The sequence below is a fragment of the Streptomyces sp. NPDC018031 genome (assembly GCF_044327625.1).
Taxonomy (GTDB): Bacteria; Actinomycetota; Actinomycetes; order Streptomycetales; family Streptomycetaceae; genus Streptomyces.
This window is the reverse complement of record NZ_JBIRFT010000009.1, coordinates 238,212-264,087: the sequence shown is the minus strand read 5'-3', so window position 1 is coordinate 264,087 and position 25,876 is coordinate 238,212. Positions and strand designations below refer to the sequence as shown.

At 72.8% G+C, this 25,876-nt stretch carries 22 protein-coding genes and 1 pseudogene; 13 read left to right on the top strand and 10 right to left on the bottom strand.

Translation table 11 applies throughout. The features are described 5' to 3' along the window. The 3 genes and pseudogenes from ACH4B3_RS21805 to ACH4B3_RS21795 form a co-directional block, all read left to right on the top strand. Positions 1 to 1,239, top strand: a pseudogene (locus ACH4B3_RS21805) (HPC2 multi-domain protein); the annotation flags it as partial. 15 nt (positions 1,240 to 1,254) lie between these two features. Then, entirely contained in the window at positions 1,255 to 1,716 is a 462-nt protein-coding gene (locus ACH4B3_RS21800) for a DUF6301 family protein (RefSeq protein WP_398465017.1), read from the top strand. A 3-nt stretch (positions 1,717 to 1,719) separates the two neighbouring features. Next, positions 1,720 to 2,688 (top strand): TY-Chap domain-containing protein, encoded by a 969-nt coding sequence (locus ACH4B3_RS21795; protein ID WP_398465015.1) that lies wholly within the window; start codon positions 1,720 to 1,722, stop codon positions 2,686 to 2,688. Positions 2,689 to 2,948: 260 nt separating this feature from the next. Here the strand turns inward: ACH4B3_RS21795 and ACH4B3_RS21790 are convergent, their stop codons facing one another. The 4 genes from ACH4B3_RS21790 to ACH4B3_RS21775 form a co-directional block, all read right to left on the bottom strand. After that, entirely contained in the window at positions 2,949 to 5,078 is a 2,130-nt protein-coding gene (locus tag ACH4B3_RS21790) for an ATP-binding protein (RefSeq protein WP_398465013.1), read from the bottom strand. Then, complete coding sequence (locus ACH4B3_RS21785) at positions 5,075 to 5,866, bottom strand: DUF4255 domain-containing protein (RefSeq protein WP_398465011.1); 792 nt, start codon at positions 5,864 to 5,866, stop codon at positions 5,075 to 5,077. Before ACH4B3_RS21785 ends, ACH4B3_RS21790 begins: the two co-directional genes overlap by 4 nt. A 100-nt stretch (positions 5,867 to 5,966) precedes the next feature. Next, a complete protein-coding gene (locus ACH4B3_RS21780; protein ID WP_398465009.1) occupies positions 5,967 to 8,414 on the bottom strand; it encodes a VWA domain-containing protein in 2,448 nt (815 codons plus the stop codon). Between the two features lie 458 nt (positions 8,415 to 8,872). After that, positions 8,873 to 9,511: a LuxR C-terminal-related transcriptional regulator gene (locus tag ACH4B3_RS21775; protein ID WP_398465007.1), complete on the bottom strand. Its 639-nt coding sequence runs from the start codon at positions 9,509 to 9,511 to the stop codon at positions 8,873 to 8,875. A 209-nt stretch (positions 9,512 to 9,720) separates the two neighbouring features. Between ACH4B3_RS21775 and ACH4B3_RS21770 the strand changes: the two genes are divergently transcribed. Beyond that, entirely contained in the window at positions 9,721 to 11,133 is a 1,413-nt protein-coding gene (locus tag ACH4B3_RS21770) for a hypothetical protein (RefSeq protein ID WP_398465005.1), read from the top strand. A 111-nt stretch (positions 11,134 to 11,244) separates the two neighbouring features. On the opposite strand, the gene ACH4B3_RS21765 is transcribed toward ACH4B3_RS21770, so the two are convergent. The 4 genes from ACH4B3_RS21765 to ACH4B3_RS21750 form a co-directional block, all read right to left on the bottom strand. Further along, complete coding sequence (locus ACH4B3_RS21765) at positions 11,245 to 12,048, bottom strand: DUF4157 domain-containing protein (protein WP_398465003.1); 804 nt, start codon at positions 12,046 to 12,048, stop codon at positions 11,245 to 11,247. Between the two features lie 404 nt (positions 12,049 to 12,452). Continuing rightward, positions 12,453 to 13,898, bottom strand: a complete 1,446-nt coding sequence (gene gndA / locus ACH4B3_RS21760; protein ID WP_398465001.1) for an NADP-dependent phosphogluconate dehydrogenase — start codon at positions 13,896 to 13,898, stop codon at positions 12,453 to 12,455. A gap of 205 nt (positions 13,899 to 14,103) precedes the next feature. Next, positions 14,104 to 14,838, bottom strand: coding sequence for a Mut7-C RNAse domain-containing protein (locus tag ACH4B3_RS21755; protein ID WP_398464999.1), 735 nt, complete (start codon positions 14,836 to 14,838; stop codon positions 14,104 to 14,106). Positions 14,839 to 14,922: 84 nt separating this feature from the next. Continuing rightward, complete coding sequence (locus ACH4B3_RS21750; protein WP_398464997.1) at positions 14,923 to 15,477, bottom strand: heme-binding protein; 555 nt, start codon at positions 15,475 to 15,477, stop codon at positions 14,923 to 14,925. 267 nt (positions 15,478 to 15,744) lie between these two features. Between ACH4B3_RS21750 and ACH4B3_RS21745 the strand changes: the two genes are divergently transcribed. From ACH4B3_RS21745 to ACH4B3_RS21725, 5 genes are all read left to right on the top strand, one after another. Next, entirely contained in the window at positions 15,745 to 17,100 is a 1,356-nt protein-coding gene (locus ACH4B3_RS21745) for a sensor histidine kinase (protein WP_398465037.1), read from the top strand. Beyond that, entirely contained in the window at positions 17,097 to 17,747 is a 651-nt protein-coding gene (locus ACH4B3_RS21740; protein WP_398464995.1) for a response regulator, read from the top strand. The genes ACH4B3_RS21745 and ACH4B3_RS21740 overlap by 4 nt, the downstream gene beginning before the upstream one ends. Positions 17,748 to 17,789: 42 nt before the next feature. Continuing rightward, on the top strand, positions 17,790 to 18,266 hold the full coding sequence (locus ACH4B3_RS21735; protein WP_398464993.1) for an RNA-binding S4 domain-containing protein: 477 nt from the start codon (positions 17,790 to 17,792) through the stop codon (positions 18,264 to 18,266). Positions 18,267 to 18,397: 131 nt separating this feature from the next. After that, positions 18,398 to 18,829: a YchJ family protein gene (locus tag ACH4B3_RS21730; RefSeq protein ID WP_398464991.1), complete on the top strand. Its 432-nt coding sequence runs from the start codon at positions 18,398 to 18,400 to the stop codon at positions 18,827 to 18,829. 237 nt (positions 18,830 to 19,066) lie between these two features. Beyond that, positions 19,067 to 20,047, top strand: coding sequence for an NAD-dependent epimerase/dehydratase family protein (locus tag ACH4B3_RS21725; protein WP_398464989.1), 981 nt, complete (start codon positions 19,067 to 19,069; stop codon positions 20,045 to 20,047). Between the two features lie 307 nt (positions 20,048 to 20,354). On the opposite strand, the gene ACH4B3_RS21720 is transcribed toward ACH4B3_RS21725, so the two are convergent. Beyond that, positions 20,355 to 20,729 carry a hypothetical protein gene (locus tag ACH4B3_RS21720; protein ID WP_398464987.1) on the bottom strand — a complete coding sequence of 125 codons (375 nt, stop codon included), beginning with the start codon at positions 20,727 to 20,729 and terminating at the stop codon, positions 20,355 to 20,357. 133 nt (positions 20,730 to 20,862) lie between these two features. Between ACH4B3_RS21720 and ACH4B3_RS21715 the strand changes: the two genes are divergently transcribed. The 3 genes from ACH4B3_RS21715 (at position 20,863) to ACH4B3_RS21705 (ending at position 23,883) form a co-directional block, all read left to right on the top strand. Then, positions 20,863 to 21,423, top strand: coding sequence for a hemerythrin domain-containing protein (locus ACH4B3_RS21715; RefSeq protein ID WP_398464985.1), 561 nt, complete (start codon positions 20,863 to 20,865; stop codon positions 21,421 to 21,423). A 309-nt stretch (positions 21,424 to 21,732) separates the two neighbouring features. Further along, positions 21,733 to 22,542, top strand: a complete 810-nt coding sequence (locus tag ACH4B3_RS21710) for a SigB/SigF/SigG family RNA polymerase sigma factor (RefSeq protein ID WP_398464983.1) — start codon at positions 21,733 to 21,735, stop codon at positions 22,540 to 22,542. Positions 22,543 to 23,163: 621 nt separating this feature from the next. After that, positions 23,164 to 23,883, top strand: a complete 720-nt coding sequence (locus ACH4B3_RS21705; protein ID WP_398464981.1) for a VOC family protein — start codon at positions 23,164 to 23,166, stop codon at positions 23,881 to 23,883. A gap of 246 nt (positions 23,884 to 24,129) precedes the next feature. On the opposite strand, the gene ACH4B3_RS21700 is transcribed toward ACH4B3_RS21705, so the two are convergent. Continuing rightward, complete coding sequence (locus ACH4B3_RS21700) at positions 24,130 to 24,603, bottom strand: Lrp/AsnC family transcriptional regulator (RefSeq protein ID WP_398464979.1); 474 nt, start codon at positions 24,601 to 24,603, stop codon at positions 24,130 to 24,132. 59 nt (positions 24,604 to 24,662) lie between these two features. Here ACH4B3_RS21700 and ACH4B3_RS21695 point away from each other — a divergent pair, with 59 nt between their 5' ends. Beyond that, a complete protein-coding gene (locus tag ACH4B3_RS21695) occupies positions 24,663 to 25,844 on the top strand; it encodes a trans-sulfuration enzyme family protein (RefSeq protein ID WP_398464977.1) in 1,182 nt (393 codons plus the stop codon). Positions 25,845 to 25,876 lie beyond the last annotated feature (32 nt).

Sequence of the window (25,876 nt, the reverse complement as noted above, 5' to 3'; positions counted from 1 at the left end):
CTCGCCGGCAAGGTCCGCCAGGTCTTCCAAGCCGCCGCCCGCCCCGTCAACCGCGCCATCGACAAACTCGTCGACCTCATCGCCAAACAAGGCAAAAAACTCTGGGCCAAGATCAAAGGAAAGATACGCGGTGGTGACGACAGTCCCCAAGGGAAGCAGCAACGGCTTGACAAGGCCATGTCTGCTGCCGTAGCAGCCACCAGTCGCTTCAGTAATCGCTTCGTCGCAAAAGCAGTACTCTCACCCCTGCTTTCCGCCATACGCATCCGTTACCGACTCACCTCCCTCAAACCCGTGGCAAACGGCGAGCGTTGGGAAGTCCATGGAGAAATAAACCCCAAGGCGAAAAAGACTCTCGAGGCCCGCAGAGAGAGCGCCATTCTTGGAGAAATGCGCAGGTACAGAACACGCAGCGCAGACGACACCTTCAACGACGCGGAGAAGGACGAGCTGGACAGCTTGATAAAGCGGACCGAAGGTGGCACCCTCAAGCCCGAGACAGCGAAGCACCTGTACCAGAAGCTCATAGAACGATCCAAGGCTCGCCGAGAGAACTACATAGCAGCGAAGAAGGGTCCAGAGAAGGAACACAAAGTCACCGACGAAGACACCGGCAAGAAGATGGACGATGTAGAGAAGGAACGAAAAGATCTCAAGGACAAGCGGAGCACACTGAACATAACCCGACGATCTCTGGCAGCGAAGTTCGGCTATGATGATCCCGATAAAGTCGACGACAAATTCCTCAGCAAGCACAAGCGCAAGGGCCCGCAAGCCCGAGCCGATGCCGAAAAGTTTGAGCTCGCAAACCGGCAGTACAAGACCCTCGGAAATCAGTTGAACAGTAAATCTGAGGACCTCGGCGTGCTGGCAGCAGACGACTTTGCGAAGTCCAAGGGAGCATCGCTGCTCAGCGCAGGGCCGAAGGGCACGCCGGGCACATTGGACATGGTTTACTACAAACCCGGTCCGCCAAGAGTGCTACTGGTCTGCGAAGCCAAGGGAGGAAGCAGCGAACTCGGCACCAAGAGCATTGGCGGTACCAGTTACCAGCAGGGCACACCCGAGTATCTTCAGTGGATGATCAAGAACGATTCTGGATTCCGCGAGAACGCCAAAAAGATGGGCCTGCTTGACCTGATCGACAAGGGGAAGGTCCCTGTCGAGTATCACCTCGTCCAGGCGCCAGGCGGCAGAAAGGTGCTCGTGAGCCAGTTCGACCTGACGCCGGATACGTAGACGCGGGAGAAAAGCATGCAACACCTGAAGTCGAACCAGGTTGCCAACCTGGCCATGCGTCTTGACTCGCATGAATGGTCATGGAGAATCGACCAGTTGCAAGACCTTCTAGCGGCTGCCGATCTCAGACCACTCGAACCCTTGGACCGCCCTACCGTAAGTATTGAGTTTCCCGAACTGCCCGGCGTCGAGGGCTTTGTCACGAATATTCCGGAAGAGTCACTCGTTCTTCAAATTTCAATCAGTCTGACCGAATTCATGGATGAAAGTGACTCCGCCTCCCTGGCGATTCTTGATGATCTCTACCTTCGGCACGAAGACGCCTTGGTGAGCATTTTCGGTCCCCCAGAGAAGGGCCCAGGAAAGGTCGCGGCCTGGGTAAGAGGAGACGAGATTCTGATGCTGCGCCACCTCGACTTCACTCTGGAGCTGGCCAGCGAGAGCAGGAGCTCCAGAAGAATCCAGGAAGGAGGCTGAGGATTGAGTCAGCTCAAGAGTCTACCCCCTCAGGAAGTAGCTCATATTTGCGCTCGCCTGAGGGAATGTGAATCCAGCTTGGAACACGGAGAACTGGCAGAACTTCTCTCGGACATCGACTGGACCGTACACAAGACAGAGCCCGACGGGTCCTCGCATTGGCTGACATCACGTAGAAACCCCGGACTGAAAGGGTACGTCGAGGCATCAGACTCAACCGACGAGATCACTCATATGATCCTCGGCGTCAGCCAGCCCGCCGATGAGCTCGACCGCCCGGGGCAACTTGAGCTCGACAGATATGCTGAGATTCTCACGGAGAGCCTTCCGCTTTTCCTGGGAAATCCGGACTACGGCCATGGGGCATGGCAAGGGTGGACGGGCGCGACCTACGAGCTGGAGGTCGGGCGCGACATCAGTCAGGTAAGCGTGACGCTGTGGCATCGAGAATTCATTGATCGCAGTAACCTGAAACAGCAGCCGCGCCCATACGGAGACATCAAGAACCTCGATGACGCGATGTGGTCAGCGTTCGGCATCGGCCTGGGTAGACTTCTCGGAGCCCTTGCCGACCTGGATTCCGTCATGCTCATGATTGACGAATCGCTGTCACTCGAGATGAACCGGAACGGGCGCGACATTTGGATTCTCGCGGTATCTCCACCGGAATCACACGAGTTTGAATCACTGTCTCACGCACATCGCGCAACTCTGACCGGCCTCGGTTTTCACCCCCCACTCAAGGGGGAGGCGAGACATGCGGCCCAACGGGACGACTGGTGGTTTCAGCTACGACTACCGGCGGAACCGCAGGCACTTGAATCAGCCGGCCACACGATCGCTGATGCCGCACGGCGTGTATTCGACGTCGAGCAGCCCATGCATATCCATTGGTACGGCTCCGCGTTGAGCACTGAAGCCCGGTTGGTGATCGACTCTCTGAACATGGTTGAGCATGCCGACACCGAATGACCCGCCACCACGCCGCTCTCGCAGCGTGTCATGCGCTGCGGACACTGCTGTGGCAGAGGTACGGGCCTTCCGAGCCTTGCCGACGAACTCATCCAAGGTCCGTCCGAACGGCCGCCCAGGTGAGGCGGCAGCGCACCGGGCCTCCACGCTGGACGGCGCTGTTGGGATCGGTCCATGGAGACCGGAGACCCACAGTGGACGCGATGTAGGCGGCGACGTCCGTGTGAGGCGAATTTCTACGCTCGTGTAAGGCCGTTCGGCTATCCCGCCAGCAGCTCCATGTACGGCCCGAACTCTGACGCCAGGGTCAGGCGGCCCAGTTTCTGGTATTCGCGTTGGACGGCGTGGATGAGGTCGGCCATGGAGACGGGGGCGCCGGACTCGGCCGCGAGGTAGGCGGCGGTGACGGCGACCGAGCGGATGTTGCCGCCGGCCAGTTCGAAGGACTGGGCGCAGAAGTCGAGGTCGAGGCCGGCGGAGCGCGGCAGGGCGGGGCCCAGGCAGCGTTCCCAGAGGAGGAGGCGCTGCTCCGGGTCGGGGACGGGGAAGTCGATAACGAGGTCGAGGCGGCGGGTGAAGGCGTCGTCGAGATTGGCGCGGAGGTTGGTGGCGAGGATGGCCAGGCCGTCGAAGGACTCCATGCGCTGGAGGAGGTACGCGCTCTCGACGTTGGCGTAGCGGTCGTGCGCGTCCTTGACCTCGGAGCGCTTGCCGAAGATGGCGTCGGCCTCGTCGAAGAGCAGCACTCCGTTGATGCCGGCCGCCTCGGAGAAGATGCGTTCGAGGTTCTTTTCGGTCTCGCCGACGTACTTGTCGATGACGGTCGCGAGGTCGACCGTGTAGAGGTCCAGGCCGAGGTCGGCCGCGATGACTTCGGCGGACATGGTCTTGCCGGTGCCGGAGTCACCGGCGAACAGGGCGGTGACGCCTCGGCCGCGGCCGCCGCCGGGGCGCATGCCCCACTCCCCCAGGACCTGGTCCCGGTGGCGGGCGCGGGCGGTGAGTTCGCGGAGCTGGGCGTGGTGGTCGGCGGGCAGGACCAGGTCGTCCCAGCCGACGGCGGGTTCGATGCGGCGGGCGAGGCGGTCCAGCCCGGCCGCGTTCTGGGCGCGGGCGCCGGCCCGTACGTGGTCGGCCCGCAGGCCCTCGCCGTCGAGCAGCGCCGACTGGGCGGCGCTGCGGGCCGCGCGGGTGATCTGGTCGGGGGCGAGCAGGAACGGGGAGAGGACGTGGGTGATGTCGAGGGCGGGCGGGAGCGGCTCGGCGTAGGCGTGGGTCCACAGGGCGGCCCGGTCGGCGGGTTCCACCCGCGGCGCGTGCAGCAGCAGCGGCGGCCGCGTGGACCAGTTGGCGTCCCAGGGGACCCGGCCGGTGAGGATGACGGGCAGCGGCAGGTCGGCGACCAGGCGCAGCACGTCCGCCTTCTCCCGGACGAGCGCGTCGACGGGCCCGCAGACCAGGCCGGACCGGGTGAGCCGGGCTTCGCGGGCCAGCACGCGGATCGCCTCGGTGGGGTCCGGGTCGTGCGCGAGCCGTTCCAGGTCGATGCCGAGGACGCCGTGGCCGGACCGGGTGAGGGCGGCCGCGGCGAACGCGCGGCCGGCGCCGCCCTGGTCCTCGCGGAGGTAGGCGAGGTGCACGCCGCCGGTGAGTGCCCGGGCGAGCGGTACCGGGTCGCCCACTCCGGGGACGTCGGTGCGGGGGGTGAGGAGGTCGGTGATGCGCGGGTCGGCGGTGTCGTCGCCGAGCAGGTGGGCGGTGACCCGGTCGGGTACGCGGAGCGCCCGGGCGAGGTAGGGCCGGTCGGCCTCCTCGACCAGCAGCAGGCCGCCCGCCCGGAGCGGACCCAAGGGGTGGAGACGGGTGCGCGCGGCCGCGTCGGCGGCGGAGCAGCCGCAGAGTCCCAGGGCGAGGCCGGTGGAGGGGCGCCGGCGGGTCACGTCGTCGTTGAGGTAGCCGTAGAAGGACTCGAAGCGGTCGTCGAGGTCCGGGAGCAGGGCGATGAGGAGGATCTCGACGTCGAGTTCGGTGAGGGCGAAGTCGCGGGTGAGGGCGCGCAGCCGGGACGGCGGAGCCGCGTCGGCGCGGGACTCGGCTTCGGCCAGCAGCGTGGCCTCCGCGACGTCCGGGGCGGCGATGGTACGGCCGTGGTCCAGGAGCCTGAGGACCGCGTCGTCGCTGAGGTAGAGGCCGCGGAAGGCGTCGTCGGGGGCCGGGTCGGTCTGCCGGCGGGCGTCCACGGCCCGCCGGACGCGTTCCTCGACGAGCACCGCGCGGTCCAGGAGGTGACGCAGGCTCGGGTCGGCCGGCCGGCCGGGACCGCGGGCCGGCGCCCCGGCATCGGCCGTGCCGGGCTCCGGCGCTTCCTCCAGCGGCGGCTCGGTGCTCATCCGTTCCCTTCCCGGGGGTCGCCGGCGGGGGTCCCGGGGCCGTCGGCCGGCTCTTCCGCGATCCGGGAGGCGATGCCGGCGCGGCGGGGCGGGCGGTCGGCGCGGGCCGCCGCCGCGTCCGCCGGGGCGCCGGGGCGGCTGCCGTACACCGGGACGCGGCGACCGTCCGGCACCGTCTGGAAGCGTCTTCCGTCCTGACCGGGCGGTTCGGCCGGCATGCCGTTGACGTCCAGCCGCAGGCCCTCCTCGCCGACCGGCGGGCCGGCCGGGAACGACGGGGAGTCGGTGACCGGGACGCTGACCACGAGGTCCAGTGACGGTTTGAGTTCGCCGCCGAGCGCGCTCCACACGTCGGCGAACGAGCGGTCCTCCGGGGGTGGGAGGGCCACGGTCAGCGGCACGGCGACACCGATCTCGGCGAGCGTGCCGGTGAGGCGTTCGGGGGGCAGCGCCTCGTAGCGCAGCAGGCAGGAGAGCAGCGAGGAGAGCAGCCGGTGTTCGTCCTCGGGGCGCTTGGTCCAGGCGGTGATCAGGTACGACAGTTTGAAGTAGCGGGGCGGGCGGCGGCGGGCGATCACGGTGCCGTGCTCGTCGTACTCGTTGTGCAGGCCGCGTTCCCTGCGCCGCATGTCCTCCCGGATGTCGTACAGGTACAGGTTGACGGTGGGGGCGTTGACGGTCGCCGCCCAGTCCCGGGTGGGCGCGTCGAAGACCACCGCGATCTGGCTGCTCCCCAGCGCCTCGACCCGGAACAGGGTGCGCAGGGCCTCGTCGACCTCGTGGATCACTGTGCTGTCTCCCGCTCTCCGGTTCTCGCTGCCGGCCGCCGGCCCGGTCGCCGGCCGGCGGGATGGGGGTCCGCCGTCCGCCGGCCGGGGCGCGCCGCGTTCAGCTGCGCCCGGCGAAGTCCGGTGGCTCCAGGTTGCGCTGGACGACCAGGAACGGTTTCCGCAGCGGGTCCACACCGCTGACCTCGGCCCGGAGGGTGCGTGGCCCGAGCCGGTCCTTGCGCAGGATCAGCATCTGCGCGTCGAAGGTGCCGTCGGGGCGCACCCGCACCGTCGACCGGGCCGCGGTGATGCCCGGGCTCCAGGTGAGGGCGACCACCGAGCCGGGTGGGAAGTCCTTGCCGCGGGCCATGGCCACCGAGCCGGGCGGGCCGACCTGCGGGGTGAGGGTGAGTTTCGGCTGGAGGACGCGGATGCGCACCGAGTCCTGGTTGTCCGCCGGTTCCGGGTCGCGTGGCGAGCCGGTGACGGACGCTGTGACCTCGCCGTCGACGGCCTGGCGGTAGGTGGCGTCCTGTACCAGGTCGACGCGTGCGCCGGGCTGGAGGGTGCAGGGGTCGTCCCTGGTGCACGAGGTCAGCGGGGTGAGGCTGCGTTTGCCGGGGTCCTTGGACTCGGGCCAGCCGATGGTGAGGACCACGTTCGTGGCGGCCTTGGGGCCGGCGTTGGTGACGGTGAAGCGAGCGGTGCTCCGCTGTCCCGTGTAGTTGCGTATCGGGGTCACCGTGACGTCCACGGCGATGTCCGCCTCGTTGTGGGGCTGGTTGGGCGGTTTCGGCTTGGGCGGTTCCGGCTTCGGCGGTTTCGGCTTGGGCGGCTTGGGCTTGGGCAGCACCTTGAAGTCGGCGGAGTCCCGGCCGGTGTTGCCCGCCTTGTCGGTCGCGGTGCAGGTGACCCTGGTGATGCCGATCGGGAAGAAGGAGCCGGAGGCGTGGTCGCAGGTGACCGGCAGCCGCCCGTCGACCGCGTCCTCGGCGTCCGCGACGAAGTCGATCGCCGCTCCGTCGTCGTCGGTGGCCTCGACGGTGCGGTCGTCGACGACGACCACGGGGGCCTCGACGTCGTTCACGGAGATGATGACGCGCTGCTGGTACGGGGGGACCGGATCGCCCTCGCCTGGTGGTTCGCCGGGGTCGCCGGGGCCGCTGCTGGTACCAGGGGTCCCGGAGGTGCCGGGAGTACCGGAGGTACCAGGGGTCCCGGAGGTGCCGGGAGTACCGGAGGTACCAGGGGTCCCTGACGTACCGGGAGTACCGGACGTACCAGGGGTGCCGGAGGTGCCGGGGGTTCCGGAAGTGCCAGGGGTGCCGGAGGTACCCGGTGTTCCGGGTGTTTCGGGGGTGCCGGTCGTTCCGGCGGCGGAGGGCCCGGTGCCGCCGGAACCGGTACCACCGGAGGTGGTGGTACCGCCCACGCCGCCGACGGCCGAGCCGCTGTGGCGTCCGCCGGTGGCTCCCGCGGGGGGCGTGCCGACCTGGAACGAGCCGTCCGCTTCCTCGCCGTCCCCGGTGGAGCCGGGGCCGGGGATCTCGTACGCCTCGGTGTCGACGACATCCGGCAGCCGGCCGCCCGGTACCTTCCCGTCCACCAGGAACTGCAGGTCGCAGCGGAGTTCGGCACCCTGCGGGGCGTCGTCGGCGACCGTGATGGTCTCGGTGAAGGTGGCGGACTGCCCGCTGGTCACCGTCCGGGTCGCCGGTTCCAGGGTGACGGTCAGGGACGGGTGGCAGGCCAGTGTCCGGTAGCTCACCGTGGTGGGCAGGTTGCGCAGGCCCTCAGCGATGGTGTCGGCCACCTTGTCGGGGTCGATGCCGGAGAACAGCTTCCCGCCGGTGGCGTTCACTACATGGGTGGCCTGGTTCGGCTCGTGCGTCGGCTCCCCGGGATTTCCGTTGCCGTTGTCGCCGTTGCCGTTGAGTCCGTCGCCGACGATGGTCTCGATGTCGACGCCGATCACCCGGGCGCCGACGTTCCGCAGCGCGTCGGTGGCCTCGGTCAGGGTGTGGCCCATGCTGGGGTCGTGGCTGGAGGCGTCGCCGACCAGGACCACCACCGGGCTGGCGTCCGGGCGGAACTCCGTACCGCCCTCGCCGTTGACCGCCACCTGCCAGAGTGCGTTGATCCAGTCCTCGGCCGGCGAGAAGTTCCCGAGGTCGGCCGTGAGCGCCTCGACGCCGCGCTTCACCGCGTCGATGTCGCCGGTCAGCCCCTGGAGCACCTGGTAGGCGTCCTCGTTGTTGGCCTGGTCGCCGTAGGTCGCGACGGCGAACCGGGCGTCGGGCTGCTCCTGGGTCACCGCGTCGGTGATCTTGGTGAGCTGGCTCTGGACGTTCTCGATGCTGCTGTCCATGCTGCCGGTTCCGTCCACCAGCAGCACCACGTCCGGCCGGGCCGGTACGACCGGCGTCCGTACCGTCTTCTGCACCGTGTGGGAGCTTCCGGGGTCAAGTGCCTGGATCACCTCGGCCGGGCTCACCGCCGGTTCGGGATCCGGTGGCCGGGACGGCAGCGCGGCCCCGGGCACGACGCTGATCACGAGCACCAGCACCGCGGTCAGACCGCCGATCCGGAAGGCCCGGTGCCTTGGCCCGGGCCGCCGGACGGCATCTCCGCCGGCCCGGCTGACGGCCCGTGACGGACCGCCTGGTCGAAAGCGCTCAACCCCCCGCACAGAACACTCCATTCGAGATCGGTGCGCAGAGCCCCACCCTCGCCCGCGGACCGGGCGGCCGCATCAGCACGGCAGCCAACCCTTCGGGTACCGCGCGGTGTCCGAAGGGGCATCCGGGGGCCGGGCACGGCCCGCGACCGGCGCGGAGCCGGGCCGCCGGCCCGGGCGGCCGTGGTCCGGACGCGACCGGTGAGTGGGGCGGCCGGAGTGGGCCGCGGTTGCCGGCCGGGCCCGGGAAGACGCTCGGCGCCGCCCACGGAGGTCCCGTGGACGACGTCCGGGCGGTGGTCCGACCGGCCGCCACCTCCCCGCGCGCGGCGGAGGTGGCGGGTGGCTCAGATGAGCCCCTGGCGCAGCGCGAAGGCCACCGCGTGCGAGCGGTTGCGCAGGTTGAGCCGGGTCATCACCGCGTGCAGCACGTTCTTGATGGTCCGTTCGGAGTAGGCGAGCTTCAGGGCGATGTCGGCGGTGTCGTACCCCTCGGCCACCAGCCGCAGCACCTCGACCTCACGGGCCGCCAGGCCGGAGAAGTTCAGCCCGCGCGGTCCGAGCACCTCCCCCTGCAGCTTGCCGACCTGCTCCAGCAGGCTGCCCAGCAGGTCGGCCGGAACGTGCCCCTCCCCCTTGGCGACGGCGCCGATGACCTGCACCAGCCGTTCCGGGGTCGCCTCGGCGCGCCGGACGATCCCCACGAAACCGCACTCCGCCGCGCTGACCAGCTGCTGTTCGTCGATGTGCGTGGTGACCAGTACGCCACGTGCGGTGCAGCTGCGCCGGATCTGGCGCAGCAGGCCCAGCACACCGTCGTCCACCGCGTCGACCACCACGACCACCACCTGCGGTGCGTCGGGTCCCTCCCGGTCGACGAGCCGTACCTCGGGCCGGGTGCGCAGATGGCTGGCCACTCCGGCTTGCGAAATGGGGTCCTGCGCTCTCAGGTCCACCATGATGCGATCGGCGATCGCCTGGTTCATGTCGCTCTCCCCTCCCCCTACTACAGCGACGGGCGATGACGCGTCGCCGTACCGCGGTGCCGAACCATCCCCCGGCAGACACGCATCGCGCCACAACCTATTCAGGTACCCGTGCAGCTGACGATGACTCAGAGAGAACGGGAGTCTGCCCGAAAGTGTTCCTGTGCGGCCGCTGCCCCGTGAGCCGGCCGGACCGTACGGTGCGCGCCATGAGTGTTTCGGCGAGCCTGGATGAGTCTTCCGTCACCGTGGAACCCGGTGGCGAGGCGGAGCTCTCCGTGCAGGTGCTCAACTCGGGCAGCACGGTGGAGGAGTTCCGGTTCGAGGTGGTCGGCCCGTGTGCCGCGTGGACCACCGTAGAGCCGGCGAGTCTGTCGCTCTACCCGGGGGCGTCGGGCACGGCGACGCTCACCCTCCGGCCTCCGCGCGACCCGGACGTCGCCCCGGGCGAGACGCCGCTCGGGCTGCGGGTGATCCCGACCAGTGACGCCGGCGGAACGGTGGTGCCGGAACGCACCATCGACGTCCTGCCGTTCACCGAGATCGCCGCCGAGCTGGTGCCGCGCTCGTCACACGGTCCGTGGCGGGGCAGGCACAAGGTGGCGGTGGACAGCCGGGGGAACACCCCGGTCACCGTGATGCTCGCCGCGCAGGAGGGGTCCGAGCGGACCCGCCTGGTGATCGACCCCGTGGAGCTGGTCATCCCGCCGGGCCAGGCGAAGTTCGCCGACGTGGACATCCGCCCGGTCCACCGGATGTGGCGCGGCACGCCGGTCAACCACACCTTCCAGGTGGTGGTGGCCGCCACCCCGGTGCCCGACCAGATCCCCTACGCGCCGGTGGTGGTCGACGGTTCGTACGAGCAGACGGCGATCCTGCCCCGCTGGCTGCCCCGGGCGCTGATGGCGGCCGTACTGCTGCTCGCGCTGCTGGCCGGCTTCTGGTACGCGCTGCTGCGGCCCACCGTGCGGTCGGCGGCGCGGGAGGCGATCACCCCGGAGGCCGTCGAGTCGGCGATCAGCGAGGAGAACAAGGGCGAGGGCGAGACCAAGGGCGGCGAGGGACAGCGGGGCGGCGGGGAGAAGCCCGGAGAGCCGTCCGGCGGCGCCTCCGGCACCGGCGGCGGCAGTGGCGGCGGTGGCGACAGCGGCGGCGCCTCCGGGGGCAGTGGCGGGGCGAGCGGCGGCAACAAGCCCAAGCCTGGCGGCAGCAGCGGCGGCCAGCAGGGGGCGCCGGGCGGCGCCGGCGCCCCGACCAGCGCCCGTCAGCAGGTGTCGGACTCGGTGGGCGGCGGGGCGACGACCGAGACCGTGCTGAAGGTCGCGAAGGGCAAGGTGTTCGAGCTGACCGACATCGTGGTGCAGAACCCCCAGGGCGACGCGGGCAACCTGACCGTGTCCAGCCAGGACGGTCAGCTGCTCAACCTGGCGCTGGAGAACTTCCGGGACTCCGACTACCACTTCGTGACGCCCATCCAGGTGCCCGCCGGCGGCGAGATCACCATCTCGGTGAGCTGCCGCGAGGTGGGCAAGCCGGTGAAGGCGCCGACGCCCTCGCAGTGCTCCGAATCGCTCTTCGTGGGCGGCTCGATGCGCACCGTGGAGCAGCCCGAGGACGAGTAGCGGGGTGGCCGCGCCGCCCGCGGCGGCAGCGGCCGGGAGCGACGCCGGGGGCCCGGTGGTCACGGGATGTCCGTGACCACCGGGCCCCCGGCGTTCGGGCGTCCTCCGCAGTCACGCCGGCGGGGCCTCCTCTTCCTGCTCCTCGCCCTCGGCGGTCCGCTGCACGAACGCCCCCTGGACGTCCGCGGGCTGCTCGTCCTCGCCCTCCTCCTGCCGCTGTACCGGGGCCGCCGCGGGGGCGGGGGCGGCGGCCGGCCCGGCAGCGGAGGCGGGAGCCGGCTGGGACATCACACGTTCGGCGTTCGCGCTGGCTTCCTGCTCGAAGCGGTCCGACGGGTCGCTCACCCGGATGCCGCCCGGTGCCTCGGTGCCCTCCACCGGGCCGCTGCGCTGCTGCATGACATGGGTGAGTTCATGCGCCAGGGTGGTGCGCCCCTCGTGCGAGGACGGGTCGTAGGCGTCGCGCTGGAAGACGACGTTGTTGCCCACGGTGTAGGCGCGGGCGCCCACTTCCCGGGCGGAGTCGTGCGCCGCCGAGCCGGTGTGCACCTGCACGTCGGAGAAGTCGGCGCCCAGCCGGGCCTCCATGTCGGTGCGGGTGTCGGCGTCCAGGGTCCGGCCGCCGCCCGAGGAGATCACCTCGTGCACCGAGGACCGCGGCGGGGCATCCGGGCGCTCCTCCTCGGCGGCTTCGCGCTGCAGCAGCGCGCCGACGGCGCTGTTGCCGACGGTCCGCTGCAAGGTGCCCAGTCCGGACCTGCCGACCACGTCGGTACGCCCGCCGGCCGCCGCCCTGAGCAGGTGCGGAAGCTCCGCGGTGGGCCGTGCGTCGGTCTCCCTGAGCGGCTGGTGCACCTCGTCGTGCTCGTGCCGGTGCTCGTGTTCGTGTTCGCTGCCGTGTTCGTGTCCGTGCATCTTCCGCTCTCCTCGGGCCTCCTGTCGGGGTCCCGGACCGGGCCCCGGGCCGGCGCGTGCTCCGATACCAGGCTTGTCCAGGCTCTCGGGCGGTGCGGCCCTCGTCCAGTCCCGGCTTCGCCGGGGAAGGGCACGGTGGACTGCCCCTTCGGGCAGTGGCCGGGTCCGGGAAGGCCCGGCGCGGCGCCCGGCACGGGCGGGAACCGGCCGCCGGGCGGCGGCGGGGTGGCCGGGCGGTGGCACGGCAGCGGCCCGGGTGGTGGCGGCGCGGCGGACGCGGCAGGTACGGCGGGCGGAGGAAGCGGGGCGGGGCGGCAGGCGGGCGGGCGGGCGGAGGAAGGCTGCGGCGGGCGCGGCAGGCGCGGCGGGCGGAGGGAGCGCGGCGGCGGGCGCGGCGGGCGGGGTCAGGCCGGCCGTTCGCTGCGGTCCTCGCCCCAGAGCGTGTGGAAGGTGCCCTCGCGGTCGGTCCGCTGGTAGGTGTGGGCGCCGAAGAAGTCCCGCTGCGCCCGGATCAGGGCGGCCGGGAGCCGCTCGGCGCGCAGCGCGTCGTAGTACGCCAGGGCGGCGCCGAAGCCGGGGACCGGTACGCCCAGCTCGGCCGCGGTCCCCACCACGTGCCGCCAGGCGCGCTGGGCGTCGGCGAGGGCGGAGTGGAAGGAGGCGTCGGCCAGCAGGGTCGCCGGGGAGTCCGAGCCGCCGGCGCCGCCGTAGGCCTTGCGGATGCCGTCCAGGAAGCGGGCCCGGATGATGCAGCCGCCGCGCCAGATGGCGGCCACCGCCGCGGGATCGATGTCCCAGCCGTACTCCCGGCTGCCCGCCCTGATCTGGTCCCAGCCCTGGGCGTAGGCCACGATCTTCGAGGCGTAGAGGGCCTGTTCCACCTGGTCGGCGAAGCGGTGGGCGTCGTCCGGGTGGAGTTCCGGGCGGGCCGGGCCGGGGAGGTCGCGGGACGCCTCGCGCAGCTCGGTGTGGCCGGACAGGGAGCGGGCGAAGACGGCCTCGGCGATGCCCGAGACCGGCACGCCCAGGTCGAGGGCGGACTGGACGGTCCAGCGGCCGGTGCCCTTCTGCTGGGCACGGTCGGCGACCACGTCGACGAACGGGCGGCCGGTGGCGGCGTCGGTGTGCCGCAGGACCTCGGCGGTGATCTCGATGAGGTAGGAGTCCAGCCTGCCGCGGTTCCACTCCCGGAACGTCTCGGCCACCCGGGCCGGCGGATATCCGGCGACCTTTCGCAGCAGGTCGTACGCCTCGGCGATGAGCTGCATGTCGGCGTACTCGATGCCGTTGTGCACCATCTTCACGAAGTGGCCGGCGCCGTCCGGGCCGATGTGGGTGCAGCAGGGTTCCCCGTCGACCCGGGCGGCGATGTCCTCCAGCAGCGGGCCGAGCTCGCGGTAGGACTCCGCGGACCCGCCGGGCATGATGCTGGGCCCGTTGAGCGCGCCCTCCTCGCCGCCGGAGATGCCGCAGCCGACGAAGTGCAGCCCGCGTTCGCGCAGGTCCGCCTCGCGACGCCGGGTGTCCTGGAAATGGGCGTTGCCCCCGTCGACCAGCAGGTCACCCTCCTCCAGAAGGGGGACGAACTCGTCGATCACCGCGTCCGTCGGGGCCCCCGCCTTGACCATGATCATGATTTTCCGGGGGCGCCGCAGGGCGGCGACGAACTGCTCCGGGGTCTCGGTGGGCAGGAACCTGCCCTCGTCGCCGAACTCCTCGACCAGTTGCCGGGTGCGCTCGGTGGTGCGGTTGTGCAGTGCGACGGGGTGCCCGTGCCGGGCGAGGTTGCGGGCCAGGTTGCGCCCCATGACCGCCAGTCCGGTGACGCCGATCTCCGCCTGCCCGTCCATGATCACCAACTCCTGTGCCGGCCGCCGTACCCCCCGCTCACCCTGGCCATGCAACCAGCGATCGGCGGCGGCGCAACCGCAGCGGGGCGGGGTGCGGTCGCGGGTGGTGCGGTGCCCGGGGGCACCGCCGGGCACCGGGTGGGACGGCGCCGCCCGCACCCCGGCGGGCGGGGTGCGGGCGGGTGGCGCGCGGTGCCGGCCGCGCTCAGACGGCGGCGCCGCCGAACTCGCTCATGGCGCGTTCGACGATGGCCTCCAGCTGGGCGTGGTGGGCGCCGCGCCAGTAGACGCGTTCGCAGCGGGTGCACTGCGCGAAGACGTCGTAGCTGCGCCGGGTGCCGTGTTCCAGCAGCTCCGCCACGGCGTCCTTGTCGGTCTCGGTCAGGGTGCCGTTGCAGGCGGTGCAGCGCGTCCAGGGGGCGAGTCGGGGCGCGAAGCGGCTCAGCACGTCGCGCAGTTGCTCGTCGGGACGGTCGCTGTAGACATAGCCGCCGGCCCAGATCTCGCGCCGCCTCAGCAGCCCGCGGTCCCGGGAGAGGAGGACCCGGCGCTGTGCGGCCGAGCGGGCGGCGAGTTCCGGGTCGCCGACGTCCTCGCTCTCGTACGCCGCGTCCACTCCGAGCAGCCGCAGGCGCCGGGCGAGCGTCCCCAGGTGTACGTCGAGGAGGAAGCGCAGCGGGACCCCGGGCACCTGCTGCGGCCGTTCCACGGCGCGCACCCGCACGTCCTCCCCGTCGCCGGGCACATGGGACACCGGTACCTCGCGCCCGTCCACCCGCGCCCCACCGACCTCGGTCAGCGGGACGCCGAGCGATTCGATGACGTGCCCGAGGGTGGAGGAGCCGTCGGTGATCAGGGCCGTCCGCCCCTGACGGCGCTCCGGCGCGGCCAGGGAGCGCAGTTCAGGGGCGAAACTGATGTGGATCTGCGGTCGGTTCACACCGTCAGCATGCCATCGGCCGGGGCGGCCCGGCCCGCGGTTTCCGCCGGCGCCGGATGTGCGGTCCGGGGCCGCCGCGCCGGGTCAGCGGCCGAGCGCGGCCACCCCGGCCTGGGCGAACTTCTCGTCCAGGTCGCCGCTGGGGGCGCCGGCCACGCCGATGCCCGCGACCGGGGCGCCGTGCACCGTCACCGGGGCGCCGCCCGGCAGGAACAGCGTGCCGGGGATGTCCTTGAGGTTGGGGGCCTGCTGGAGCCGCTTGACCAGTTCGGAGGTGGGGGCGTTCCAGGAGACCGCGGTGAACGCCTTCCGGACGGCCGAGTCGTACGACTGCGGACCCGCACCGTCGCCACGGAGCGTGACGACGGTGTTCCCGTTGCGGTCGACCACGGCGACGGTCACCTTCTGCCCCTCCTTCTCCGCCGCGTCCAGGGTGGCCTGTGCCGCCCGGGTGGCGGCGTCGACCGACAGGTGGGTGGAGCGGGTGAGGTCCTTGTCATGGACGTCGGCCCGGACCGGGGCGGCCTGCTGGGCGGCCGGCGAGGCGGTGGCGGACACGGCGCCGAACACGGCCGTGCCGACCAGTGCGGCGGCGGCCGCCCCGCTCAGCACACGGGCACGGGGGGACAGCTTCTTCATCTCGGCTCCTCGGTCGAGGGTGGGGCATGGTCGGGCCGGCGGGGCCGGCTCGCGGTCACCATCCTCGGCGCGGGCCGGGGCGGCCGGCGTCGGCACAGCGGCTCGGCGGCCCGGGCATGATGGGGGACAACGGCATCGACCGATCGGTTGATGCGGGCCGCTCCCCGCACGGGTTAGTACTGCGGGGAGAGCCCCGGCGAGGAGAGTCACGTGCACAGCAGCCAACCCGTCACCGCGGACCCGGACGCCCGCTGGCTGGGGCCGGTGATGCATTCGGCGTTCCTGCTGCTGCTCGGGGCGTCCCTGGCCCGGTTCCTCATCCGGCACCCCGGCGAGCCCCGTACCCCGTGGATCATCGCGCTCAGTGTGCTGCTGGCGGTGGTGTACCTGCTGGGCTCGGTGCCCGCCCGGGCCACCGCCGGCGCACCCCGGACGGCGTCGGGGGCGGGCACGGCGTCGGGGACGGGGCAGGCGTCGGGCACGGGCACGGCGGAGACCGACGGCACGGTGTCGGGGACGGGCCAGGCGGAGACCGACGGCACGGCGGCGGGGGCGGGCACGAGCACGGCGGGGACGGCCACGGCGGGGGCCGCGCCCGGGCCGCCGCCGCTGCGGCTGGGCCGGCTGGGCGCGGTCGTGGCGGTGTGGGCGGTCCTGGTCCTGCTGGCCCCCAGCTTCGCCTGGTGCGCCGTGCCGTTCTTCTACACCGGTCTGCGCACCCTGCCGGTGCGGGCCGCGCTGCCGCTGGTGGCCCTGCTGACCGTGTTCGTGGTCGTGGCCCAGCTCCGGCTCTCCGGCGGCTTCGACCCGAACCTGCTGCTGGCCCCGCCGGCGGTCGCCGCCATCGCGACCGCCGTCTTCCTGCACATGGAACGGCAGGGGGCCCGGCAGCGGGCGCTGATCGCGGATCTGCTGCGCACCCGCCGCGAGCTGGCCGCCACCGAGCGGCGCGAGGGCACCCTCGCCGAGCGGCAGCGGTTGTCGATGGAGATCCACGACACCCTCGCCCAGGGGCTGTCCAGCCAGCGGATGCTGCTGCAGGCCGCCGACCGGACCTGGGAGTCCGATCCGGACACCGCCCGCGGCCATGTGCGGACGGCGACCGAGATCGCGGCCCGCAGCCTCGCCGAGGCCCGCCGTTTCGTACACGATCTCGCCCCGGCGGACCTCGCGGGCGGGGCACCCCTCCACGAGGCCCTCGCGGAGCTGGCGGCGCGGGAGCGCCGGGCCGGACTGGCGGTCCGGTTCCGGCTCGACGGCGCGCCCGTCCCGCTGCCGGACCGGGTCCAGTCGGCGCTGCTGCGCGTCGCGCAGGGCGCGCTGGCGAACGTGCGGGAGCACTCCGGCGCGGGCGCGGCCGTGCTGACGCTCAGCTGTCTCGGCGACCAGGTGGTGCTGGACATCTCCGACGACGGACGCGGCTTCCACCCCGCGGCCGGTGCCGTCCGCGGCCCCGGGGCCGGCCGGGAGGACCCCGGCGGCCGGGGGCACGGGCTGCCGGCCATGCGCGCCCGGCTCGCGCAGCTCGGCGGCACCCTGACGGTGGAATCCGCCGTCGGTGAGGGCACCGTCCTCTCCGCCGCCGTCCCCCTCGTTTCCCCCCGATCGGAGTCCCCCGAATGACCACGGCGAACCCCGGCCCGGCGCCGGTGCGCATCCTGCTCTGCGACGACCACGCGGTGGTACGGGCCGGGCTGCGGGCGCTGCTCGGCAGCGCGCCCGGCATCGAGGTCGTGGCGGAGGCGGGCGCCGGCGAGGAGGCGATCGCGCTGGCCGAGCGGCTCCGTCCGGACGTGGTGCTGATGGACCTGCAGCTGGGCAGCGGCATCAACGGCATCGAGGCGACCCGGCGGATCACCGCCGGCGGGCCGCCTGCCCCGCACGTCCTGGTGCTGACCACCTACGACACCGACGCCGACATCACCCGGGCCATCGAGGCCGGGGCGACCGGCTACCTGCTGAAGGCCGAGCGGCCCGAGGAGCTGTTCTCCGCCATCCACGACGCCGCCGAGGGGCGTACCGCCCTCTCCCCGCCGGTGGCCGGCCGGGTGATGGCCCAGCTGCGCCGGCCGCGCCCGGCGCTCACCGACCGCGAGCTGGACATCCTGGAGCAGCTGGCCCGGGGGCTGGGGAACCGTGAGATCGCCCGGGCCCTGTTCATCAGCGAGGCCACGGTGAAGACGCACCTGGGCCGGATCTACGACAAGCTCGGGGTGGACACCCGCGCGGGGGCGGTCGCGGTGGCCAAGGAACAGCGGCTGCTGCCCTGAATAATCGCTGGTGCCCCGCGGTGTCCGGCATAGACTCGGGGCGTGTCTTCAGACGAGGGGACCGTGCGGGTGGACAGCTGGATCTGGTCCGTGCGGTTGATGAAAACGCGTTCGATGGCCTCGACGGCCTGCCGGGCGGGTCATGTCAGGGTCAACGGCAACCGGGTGAAGCCCGCCCACGCGGTGCGCCCCGGCGACGAGGTGCGGCTGCGGCACGCCGGGCGGGAGCGGATCGTCGTCGTCTCCCGGCTCATCAGCAAGCGGGTGGCGGCCCCGGTCGCGGCGGAGTGCTACGTGGACAACAGCCCGCCACCCCCGCCGCGTGAGGAGCGGGTGCTGGTGGCGGTGCGGGATCCCGGCATGGGCCGCCCGTCCAAGCGCGACCGGCGGGAGCTGGCCCGGCTGCGCGAGCTGGACCGGCTGCACGGCGTGGCGCCGCTGCACGACCTGGAGGCCGCGCTCCGCCGCCCGGCGCGGGACGAGGACGACGGCGAGGACGGCGGGCCCCGGACCGGCTGAGCCGACCGGGCCCCGGACCGGCCCCCCGCGGGGGGGCCGGGTACCGCGCCGGCGGCCGGTGGCCCGGGAGCTTCCGGTGCCCGGCGGCGGCCGGCCGCGGGTCCGGCACCGGCTCGGGCCACAATGGAGCCATGTCCCGACGTACCCGCAGGCCCCGCCCGACCGACCGCCGTGCCCCGGAGGCCGGCTGCCCCTGCGGGCTGCCCGCCGACTACGCCGCGTGCTGCGGCCGCCTGCACCGCGGTGAGGCGGCGGCGACCGGCCCGGAAGAGCTGATGCGGTCCCGGTTCAGCGCGTTCGCGGTGCAGGACGAGGCGTATCTGCTGCGCAGCTGGCACCCGGACACCCGGCCGCCCGCGATCGCCTTCGACCCCGACCTGCGGTGGCGCCGGCTGGAGATCCTGGACAGCACCGACGGCGGTGCCTTCCGCAACGAGGGCACCGTGGAGTTCCGGGCCCACTACACGGCGCACGGCCGCCCCGGCGAGCTCCACGAGAACAGCCGCTTCACCCGTCGGGAGGGCGCTTGGGTGTACGTGGACGGCGTCGTCAGCGACGGCTGACGGCAGCGGCATCGTCGGCTGACGGCGACGGCTGACGGCTGACGGCTGACGGCTGACGGCTGACGGCTGACAGGACATCACCGGCCGGGACCGGCGCATCTCCGGCCCCCGGTCCGCTCCCCCGCGCCCTCCGCTCCTGCCGTTCGGCTGCCGCCGCCCCGGGATTCCGCTCTGGGCGAATTCGCCGAGAGCAGGCAGCCGTTCCCCGCGGCGGGCCCGCCCGGCAGAGTCTCCGGCATGAGGCTACTGATGCTCGGCGGTACGGAGTTCGTCGGCCGTTCGGCCACCGAGGAGGCGCTGGCGCGCGGTTGGGAGGTGACCGTCTTCCACCGCGGACGCCACGCTCCGCCGGCCGGGGCCGCGGCGCTGCACGGCGACCGCACCACCGGGGCGGGGCTGCGGGCCCTCGCCGAGGGCTCGTGGGACGTGGTGGTCGACACCTGGTCCGGCGACCCCGGGGCGGTGCGCGACGCGGCGCGGGCGCTGGACGGCCGGGTGGGCCGGTACGTGTACGTCTCCAGCCGGTCGGTGTACCGCTACCCGGCCCCGGCCGGGCTGGACGAGGACGGGCCGCTGGTGGACCCGCCGGCGCCCGGCGGCGAGGTCGCGTACCCCGAGGCCAAGCTGGGCGGGGAACTGGCCGCCACCGAGGTGTTCGGGGACCGGGCGCTGCTGGCGCGGGCGGGGCTCATCATCGGGCCGGGTGAGAACATCGGCCGGTTGCCGTGGTGGCTGTCGCGGATCGCGCGGGGCGGTACGGTGCCGGCGCCCGGCCCCCGGGACCTGCCCCTCCAGTACATCGACACCCGGGATCTGGCCCGCTGGATGCTGGACGCCGCCGAGCGGGGTCTCGGGGGCGCGTACAACGTGGTCAGCCGGGCGGGGCACACCACCATGGGCGAGCTGCTGGAGGAGTGCGTCCGGGTCACCGGCTCCCGGGCGGAGCTGCGCTGGCTGGATCCGGAGCACATCGCGGCGGCCGGGGTGGAGCCCTGGAGCCAGCTGCCGATCTGGCTCCCGCCGGGCGAGCTGCACGACACCATGCACTGCGCGGACGTCTCCCGGGCGCTCGCCGCCGGGCTGCGGTGCCGCCCGGTCGCGGAGACCGTCGCGGACACCTGGAAGTGGCTCGGCGACCTGGGCGGGGTGGCTCCGCAGCGTCCCGACCGGCCCGAGGTGGGGCTGGCGCCGGAGGCCGAGGCGGCGCTGCTGGGGTAGGGCGCGGCGGCCGGGGCCGGGATCCCGCCGCCGGACCGGTGCTCTTCGAGGGGCCGTCCCCGCCGCACGGCGGGGACGGCCCCTCATCCCGCGGCGCCGCAGTTGTTGCAGCTCCATCCGCCGCTCGGTCCCTGGATGACCGGGGCTCCGCACTGGGTGCAGTTCACGACGCGCCCTCCCTTCCGACTCCTGTCCAGAAGGACGCGCCAGGGGCCGCGGAAGCTGCCCCTCCGCCTCCGACGGTGGGCAACGCCACGTCGGCCGCCGTCCCCGGGCGGCCGGGCGGCGGAGGCGGAGGGGGCCGGGGTCATGGCCGTGGGGGGCCGATGCGGAGCCGGACCTCCATCTCCTGGTCGCCCGAGACGTGCTTTTCGTCCTGGATGCCGAAGGCGCTGTCCAGGACCTCGCACACCCGGTGGACCGGCGGGTCGGTGCCGTAGAGGTCGACCTCCACGGGAGCCGAGAGCGGCGGCTGCGACGTCACGCCCTCCCGGTCGGTGGTGTCGACGACCATCGACCACACCATGTGGGCGGGGTCCGGCGGTGCCCCCGAGCCCTTCCGCCGGGCGCTCTCCTCGGTCGCCGGGAACACGGTCTGCAAGGCGTCGAACACCCGGTATGCGTCCTCCCGGTCGCTCCGGACGCATACCCCGACGCGCGCCGAACTCAGCTTGGTGCTCATTCTTCCCGGGTGTCCCGCCGCGCGCGGGTGAAACCCGGGCGGCGCCGCGTTACACGGCGGGCCGCCGGGGAACCCGGGTGGTCCGGATCGTCGAGGTCGTGGCCGCGCGCGGCGGCACGGGCAGGAGTGACCGATGGAACAGTGCGTCGATGTCATAGCGGAGCTGGTCACCGACCACGCCGAGGCCACCGCCCTGCTCGACGTGATCGCGGCGACACCCGCCGGTGATCCCGCGCGCAAGCGCCTGACCGACGAACTGACCGTCGAGCTGGTACGCCATTCGGTGGCGGAGCGGAACTTCCTCCACCCCGCGCTGCGGCTGCATCTGCCGGACGGCGCCGACATCGCGCACGAGGAGACCGCCGAGCATCTGCGGCTGCTGGGCGTCCTGAAGGAGCTGGAAGGCATGGAGGCCGGTGCTCCCGGGTTCGATCCGCTGATCCACCGGCTCCGGCGCGAGGTGAGCGCGCACACCGGACGCGTGGAGACGGCGATCTTCCCGATGCTCCGTGCGACCTGCGCCGCCCAGGTGCTGGAGAACCTGGGGGCGCGGGTGCGGCGCGCCAAGCACTACGCGCCGACCCGCGCCCACCCCGGGGTCCCCAACACTCCCCCCGCCGGGGTGCTGCTCGTGTCCGGCACCGGTCTGGTGGACCGCACGCTCGGCGTGCTGTCCGGCCCCGGCGGCAGCTGAGCCGTCCCGCGACCGGACGGGGGCGGACCGCGTACCGCCCGCCGGCCGCTCTGCCGTGCCCTCCCCCACCGCCGCCGGGACACCGGGCGGATGCGCCGCCGCCGCACCGTGGCTACCGTGGAGAAGTGGCCGCTTCCTGAGGATTCTCGGGAATCCGCCCTTCCCGGTCGCTGATTCCGACCGGACGTCTGCTTCGGACCGGAGGCATTCCGCGGGACAGGACCCGTATCCCAGGTGACCTCGCGATCGGTCACGGTACGCGCTCCCGCGGTGGTGCCCCGCTCACCACCGATCCTGGAGCTGTCTGAGATGAGCGTACGAACACAGGCCAAGCGCCCGTCGGCCCGTCACCCCCACGACGACGCCCCCGACACCGATTACGCGTTCGCTTGCATCGCCTCGCTGCCCGAGGGTCCGGAGAAGGACGCGCTGCGGCAGGAGGTGGTCTGCGCCTGGATGCCGATGGCCGACCGGCTGGCCCGGCAGTTCCGCAACCGCGGCGAGTCGCTGGAGGACCTGCGGCAGATAGCCGCCCTCGGCCTGGTGAAGGCGGTGGCCCGCTACGACCCGGGGCGTGGCAACACCTTCGCCAGCTTCGCCGTCCCGACCGTGGTCGGTGAGGTCAAGCGCCACTTCCGGGACCACACCTGGGGGACCCATGTGCCCCGGCGGATCCAGGAGCTGCGCAACCGCGTCCGGGTGGCCGAGCGCGAGCTGTCCCACTCGCTGGACCAGCGCGGGCCGAGCGTGGCGGAGATAGCCGCCCACGCCCACCTGAGCGATCAGGAGGTACGGCTCGGCATGGAGGCGATGAACAGCTACGCGCCCCTGTCGCTCGACGCCGAACTGCCCGGCACCGCGGACGGGTACTCCCTCACCGAGACGCTCGGCGACAACGAACCGGGCTATGACCGCGTGGTGGACCGCGAGGCCCTCAAGCCCCAGCTGCGCGGCCTGCCGGAACGCGAGCGGCAGATCCTCTACCTGCGCTTCTTCCGCGGCATGTCGCAGAACCGCATCGCCGAGGAACTCGGTATCTCCCAGATGCACGTCTCCCGCATCCTCAGCCGCACCTGTGCCGCACTGCGGGACCGGGTGATGACCGACCCGGCGGTGTGAGGACCGACCACGGCCGGTGACGCGGCGGGCGCGGCGCGCCCGAACCGGTGGCGGGGGTGGTGGTGCTACCCGCCGACGGGGGTGGTGGTGCCCGACGAGATCCGTGCCGGCCGGCCGGGGCCGCCGCTCACCCACGTGACCCCCGCGGCCCGCCCCGGATTCGCCGGGCCCCGTCACGCCGATCCGGTGCGGAACGCCGTTCGGGGCATCCGGTCCGGTGGTGCCCGCGGCCCCCACGACCGCGACGCGACCCCCGTCCGGCCTGGCGCGATACGCCTCGGCGTGGCCCCCGTACCGTCCCGTGCCGGTCGCCGTGCGCTTCCGGGGTACCCGGAACCCCTGGTGGCAAACACCGATAGCGCCGCTCCGGCGCGGCGCCCGGCGGTGGCACCGGATCGCGGGCAGGCTGGTCCACGCCGGTGTACCGGGGCGTGGACACGCGGGATTGAGGGACGGGTCCGGCGGGAACCCGTACCGGGCACATGGGCCCCTGGGGGGCCGGGGCGGAGTAACCGGGGGTGAGCACCTGTGGTGGCGTCGGACCGGAAGAGGAGCAAGGCGAGTCTCATGTCGGCCTCAACGGAAGAAGCTGTGACGGGCGCGCCCTGCTGGGTCAGTCTGATGTCACGCGATCTGCGCACCGCGCAGGATTTCTACGGCGCGGTGCTCGGCTGGACCTTCCGTCCGGGGGCCCATGAGGAGGGCTTCTCGGTGGCCCTCGCCGACGGCTCCCCGGTGGCCGGTATCGGCGCGTTCGCGCACACCTTCCGGGTGGCGGTCTCCTGGACGCCGTACTTCGCGGTGGAGAGCGCGGACGCGGCCGCGGCCCGCATCCGGGAGCGCGTCGCCACGGTGGCGGTGGGTCCGCTGGCCTTCGGCCGGGGCCGGGCCGCGCTGGCCGCGGACCCCGACGGAGCCGTGTTCGGCATCTGGGAGGGGCACCGGGCCAAGTGGTCGGTCGGTCGCGACAGCGCGCCCGCCTGGCTGGAGCTGCGCACCCGGGACACCTTCGCCGCCACCATCTTCTACGCCGAGGTGCTGCGCTGGGCCGCCGAGGGGGAAGGCGGCTGCGACGTGATCTACAAGGGCGACCAGGTGGTGCTGCGCGACGGCACCCGGGAGGTCGCGGTCATCAACGGCGGCGCGGTCGAGTCGGCCCCCGACCCGCACGTACGCCCCCGCTGGCACGTCTACTTCCGGGTGCCCGACGTGGACGCGGCCGCCGCCACGGCGGTCGCGGCAGGCGGTTCGGTGACCCGGCACCCGTCGAACTCGCCGCTGGGGCGGGAGGCCACCCTGCGGGACCCCGACGGCGGCCTGTTCACCGTGATCGCACCCTAGCTCGGCCCGTGAGCTCCGGCTCCGCCCGCGGCTCCGCGAACCGGCGTCCGACCGGCGTCCGGGACGGTCCGGCGGTCACCTGCTCCGGGCACGGTCCCGCGGTCCCGGCGTCCGACCGGCGTCCGACCGGCGTCCGGAACGGTCCGGCGGTGATCTGCCGCCGGGACGGTCCGGCGGCGACCGGCGTCCGGGACGGCCCCGCGGCACCGCACCGGCCGCCGCCCGGGCGGGCCGGGTCAGGCCGGGTCAGGCCGGCGGCATCATGGGCCCGCAGTCCCACTGCTGGAAGATCAGCCGGGTCTCCACCCGCGCCACCTCGCGGTGCGAGGTGAACTCGTCGAGCACCAGGCGCTGGAGGTCGGCGGCACCGGTCACCGCCACGTGGACCAGGTAGTCGTCCGGCCCGGTGAGGTGGAACAGCGACCGGGACTCGGGCAGCGCCCGGACCCGCTCCACGAACGGGCCGATCAGGTCCCGGCGGTGCGGGCGCACCTGGACCAGCAGCAGCGCCTGGAGGCCGCGGCCGAGCTTCTCCGGGTCGATCCTCAGCTGGTGACCGAGGATCACCCCGGCCCGGCGCAGCCGGGCCACCCGGTCCAGGCAGGTGGAGGGCGCGACACCCACCTCCGCCGCCAGGTCGCGGTAGGTCATCCGGGCATCGTTCTGCAACAGCCGCAGAATGTGCAGGTCGACCGGATCCAGAGGTATCGAATCGGACACCGGCCGAACATAGCACGGAGATTTTCCGCCAGGCCCCGGCGGCTGTTCACCATTCACCCATGGACACGACAGCCGCTGACACACCCCGTTCACTGGCCACCGAGGCCGTCCACGCCGGCCGTGAGGACCTCGCGGAACTCGGCCTGCACGCGCCGCCCCTGGACCTGTCCACCACCTACCCGTCGTACGACAGCCGCGCCGAGGCGGCCCGCCTGGACGAGTTCGCCGCCACCGGTGCGCAGCTCGACGGCCCGCCGGTCTACGCCCGCCTGGGCAACCCCACGGTCGAGCGCTTCGAGACGGCGCTGGCCCGGCTGGAGGGCACCGAGAGCGCGGTCGCCTTCGCCAGCGGGATGGCGGCGCTCACCGCCTGTCTGCAGGTGCGGATCGGCATGGGACTGCGCCATGTGGTGGCGGTGCGGCCGCTGTACGGGTGCAGCGATCACCTGCTCACCGCCGGGCTCCTCGGCAACGAGGTGACCTGGGTGGATCCGGCCGGCATCGCCGACGCGATCCGGCCGGACACCGGGCTGGTGATGGTGGAGAGCCCGGCGAACCCGACCCTGGCCGAGATCGATCTGCGGGCCGTCGCGCACTCCTGCGGTGAGGTGCCGCTGCTCGCGGACAACACCTTCGCCACTCCGGTGCTGCAGCGCCCCGCCGAGCAGGGTGCCCGGCTGGTGCTGCACAGTGCGACGAAGTACCTGGGCGGCCATGGCGACGTGCTCGGCGGGGTCGTCGCCTGCGACGAGGAGTTCGCGCGCCGGCTGCGCCAGGTGCGCTTCGCCACCGGCGGGGTGCTGCATCCGCTCGCCGGCTACCTGCTGCTGCGGGGTCTGGCCACCCTGCCGGTCCGGGTGAGGGCGGCCTCCGCGACCGCCGCGGAACTCGCCGCGCGGCTGGCCGCGGACCCGCGGGTCGCCCGGGTGCACTACCCGCGGATCGGTGGTGCGATGGTCGCCTTCGAGGTGGAGGGCGACCCGCACGAGGTGATCGCCGGAGTCCGCCTGATCACCCCCGCGGTGAGCCTCGGCAGCGTGGACACCCTCATCCAGCACCCGGCCTCGATCAGCCACCGCATCGTGGACGCGGGCGACCGGCACTCCGCCGGGGTCGTCGACCGGCTGCTGCGGATGTCGGTGGGCCTGGAGGACGTCGAGGACCTGTGGCGCGACCTCGACCAGGCGCTGGGTACGCCGGTCGGCCGGCGGGCCGCGGTGGACCGGGCCCACTCCGGCTGATCCGGGCCCGCCCCGGGCGGGGTGCCCGCGCG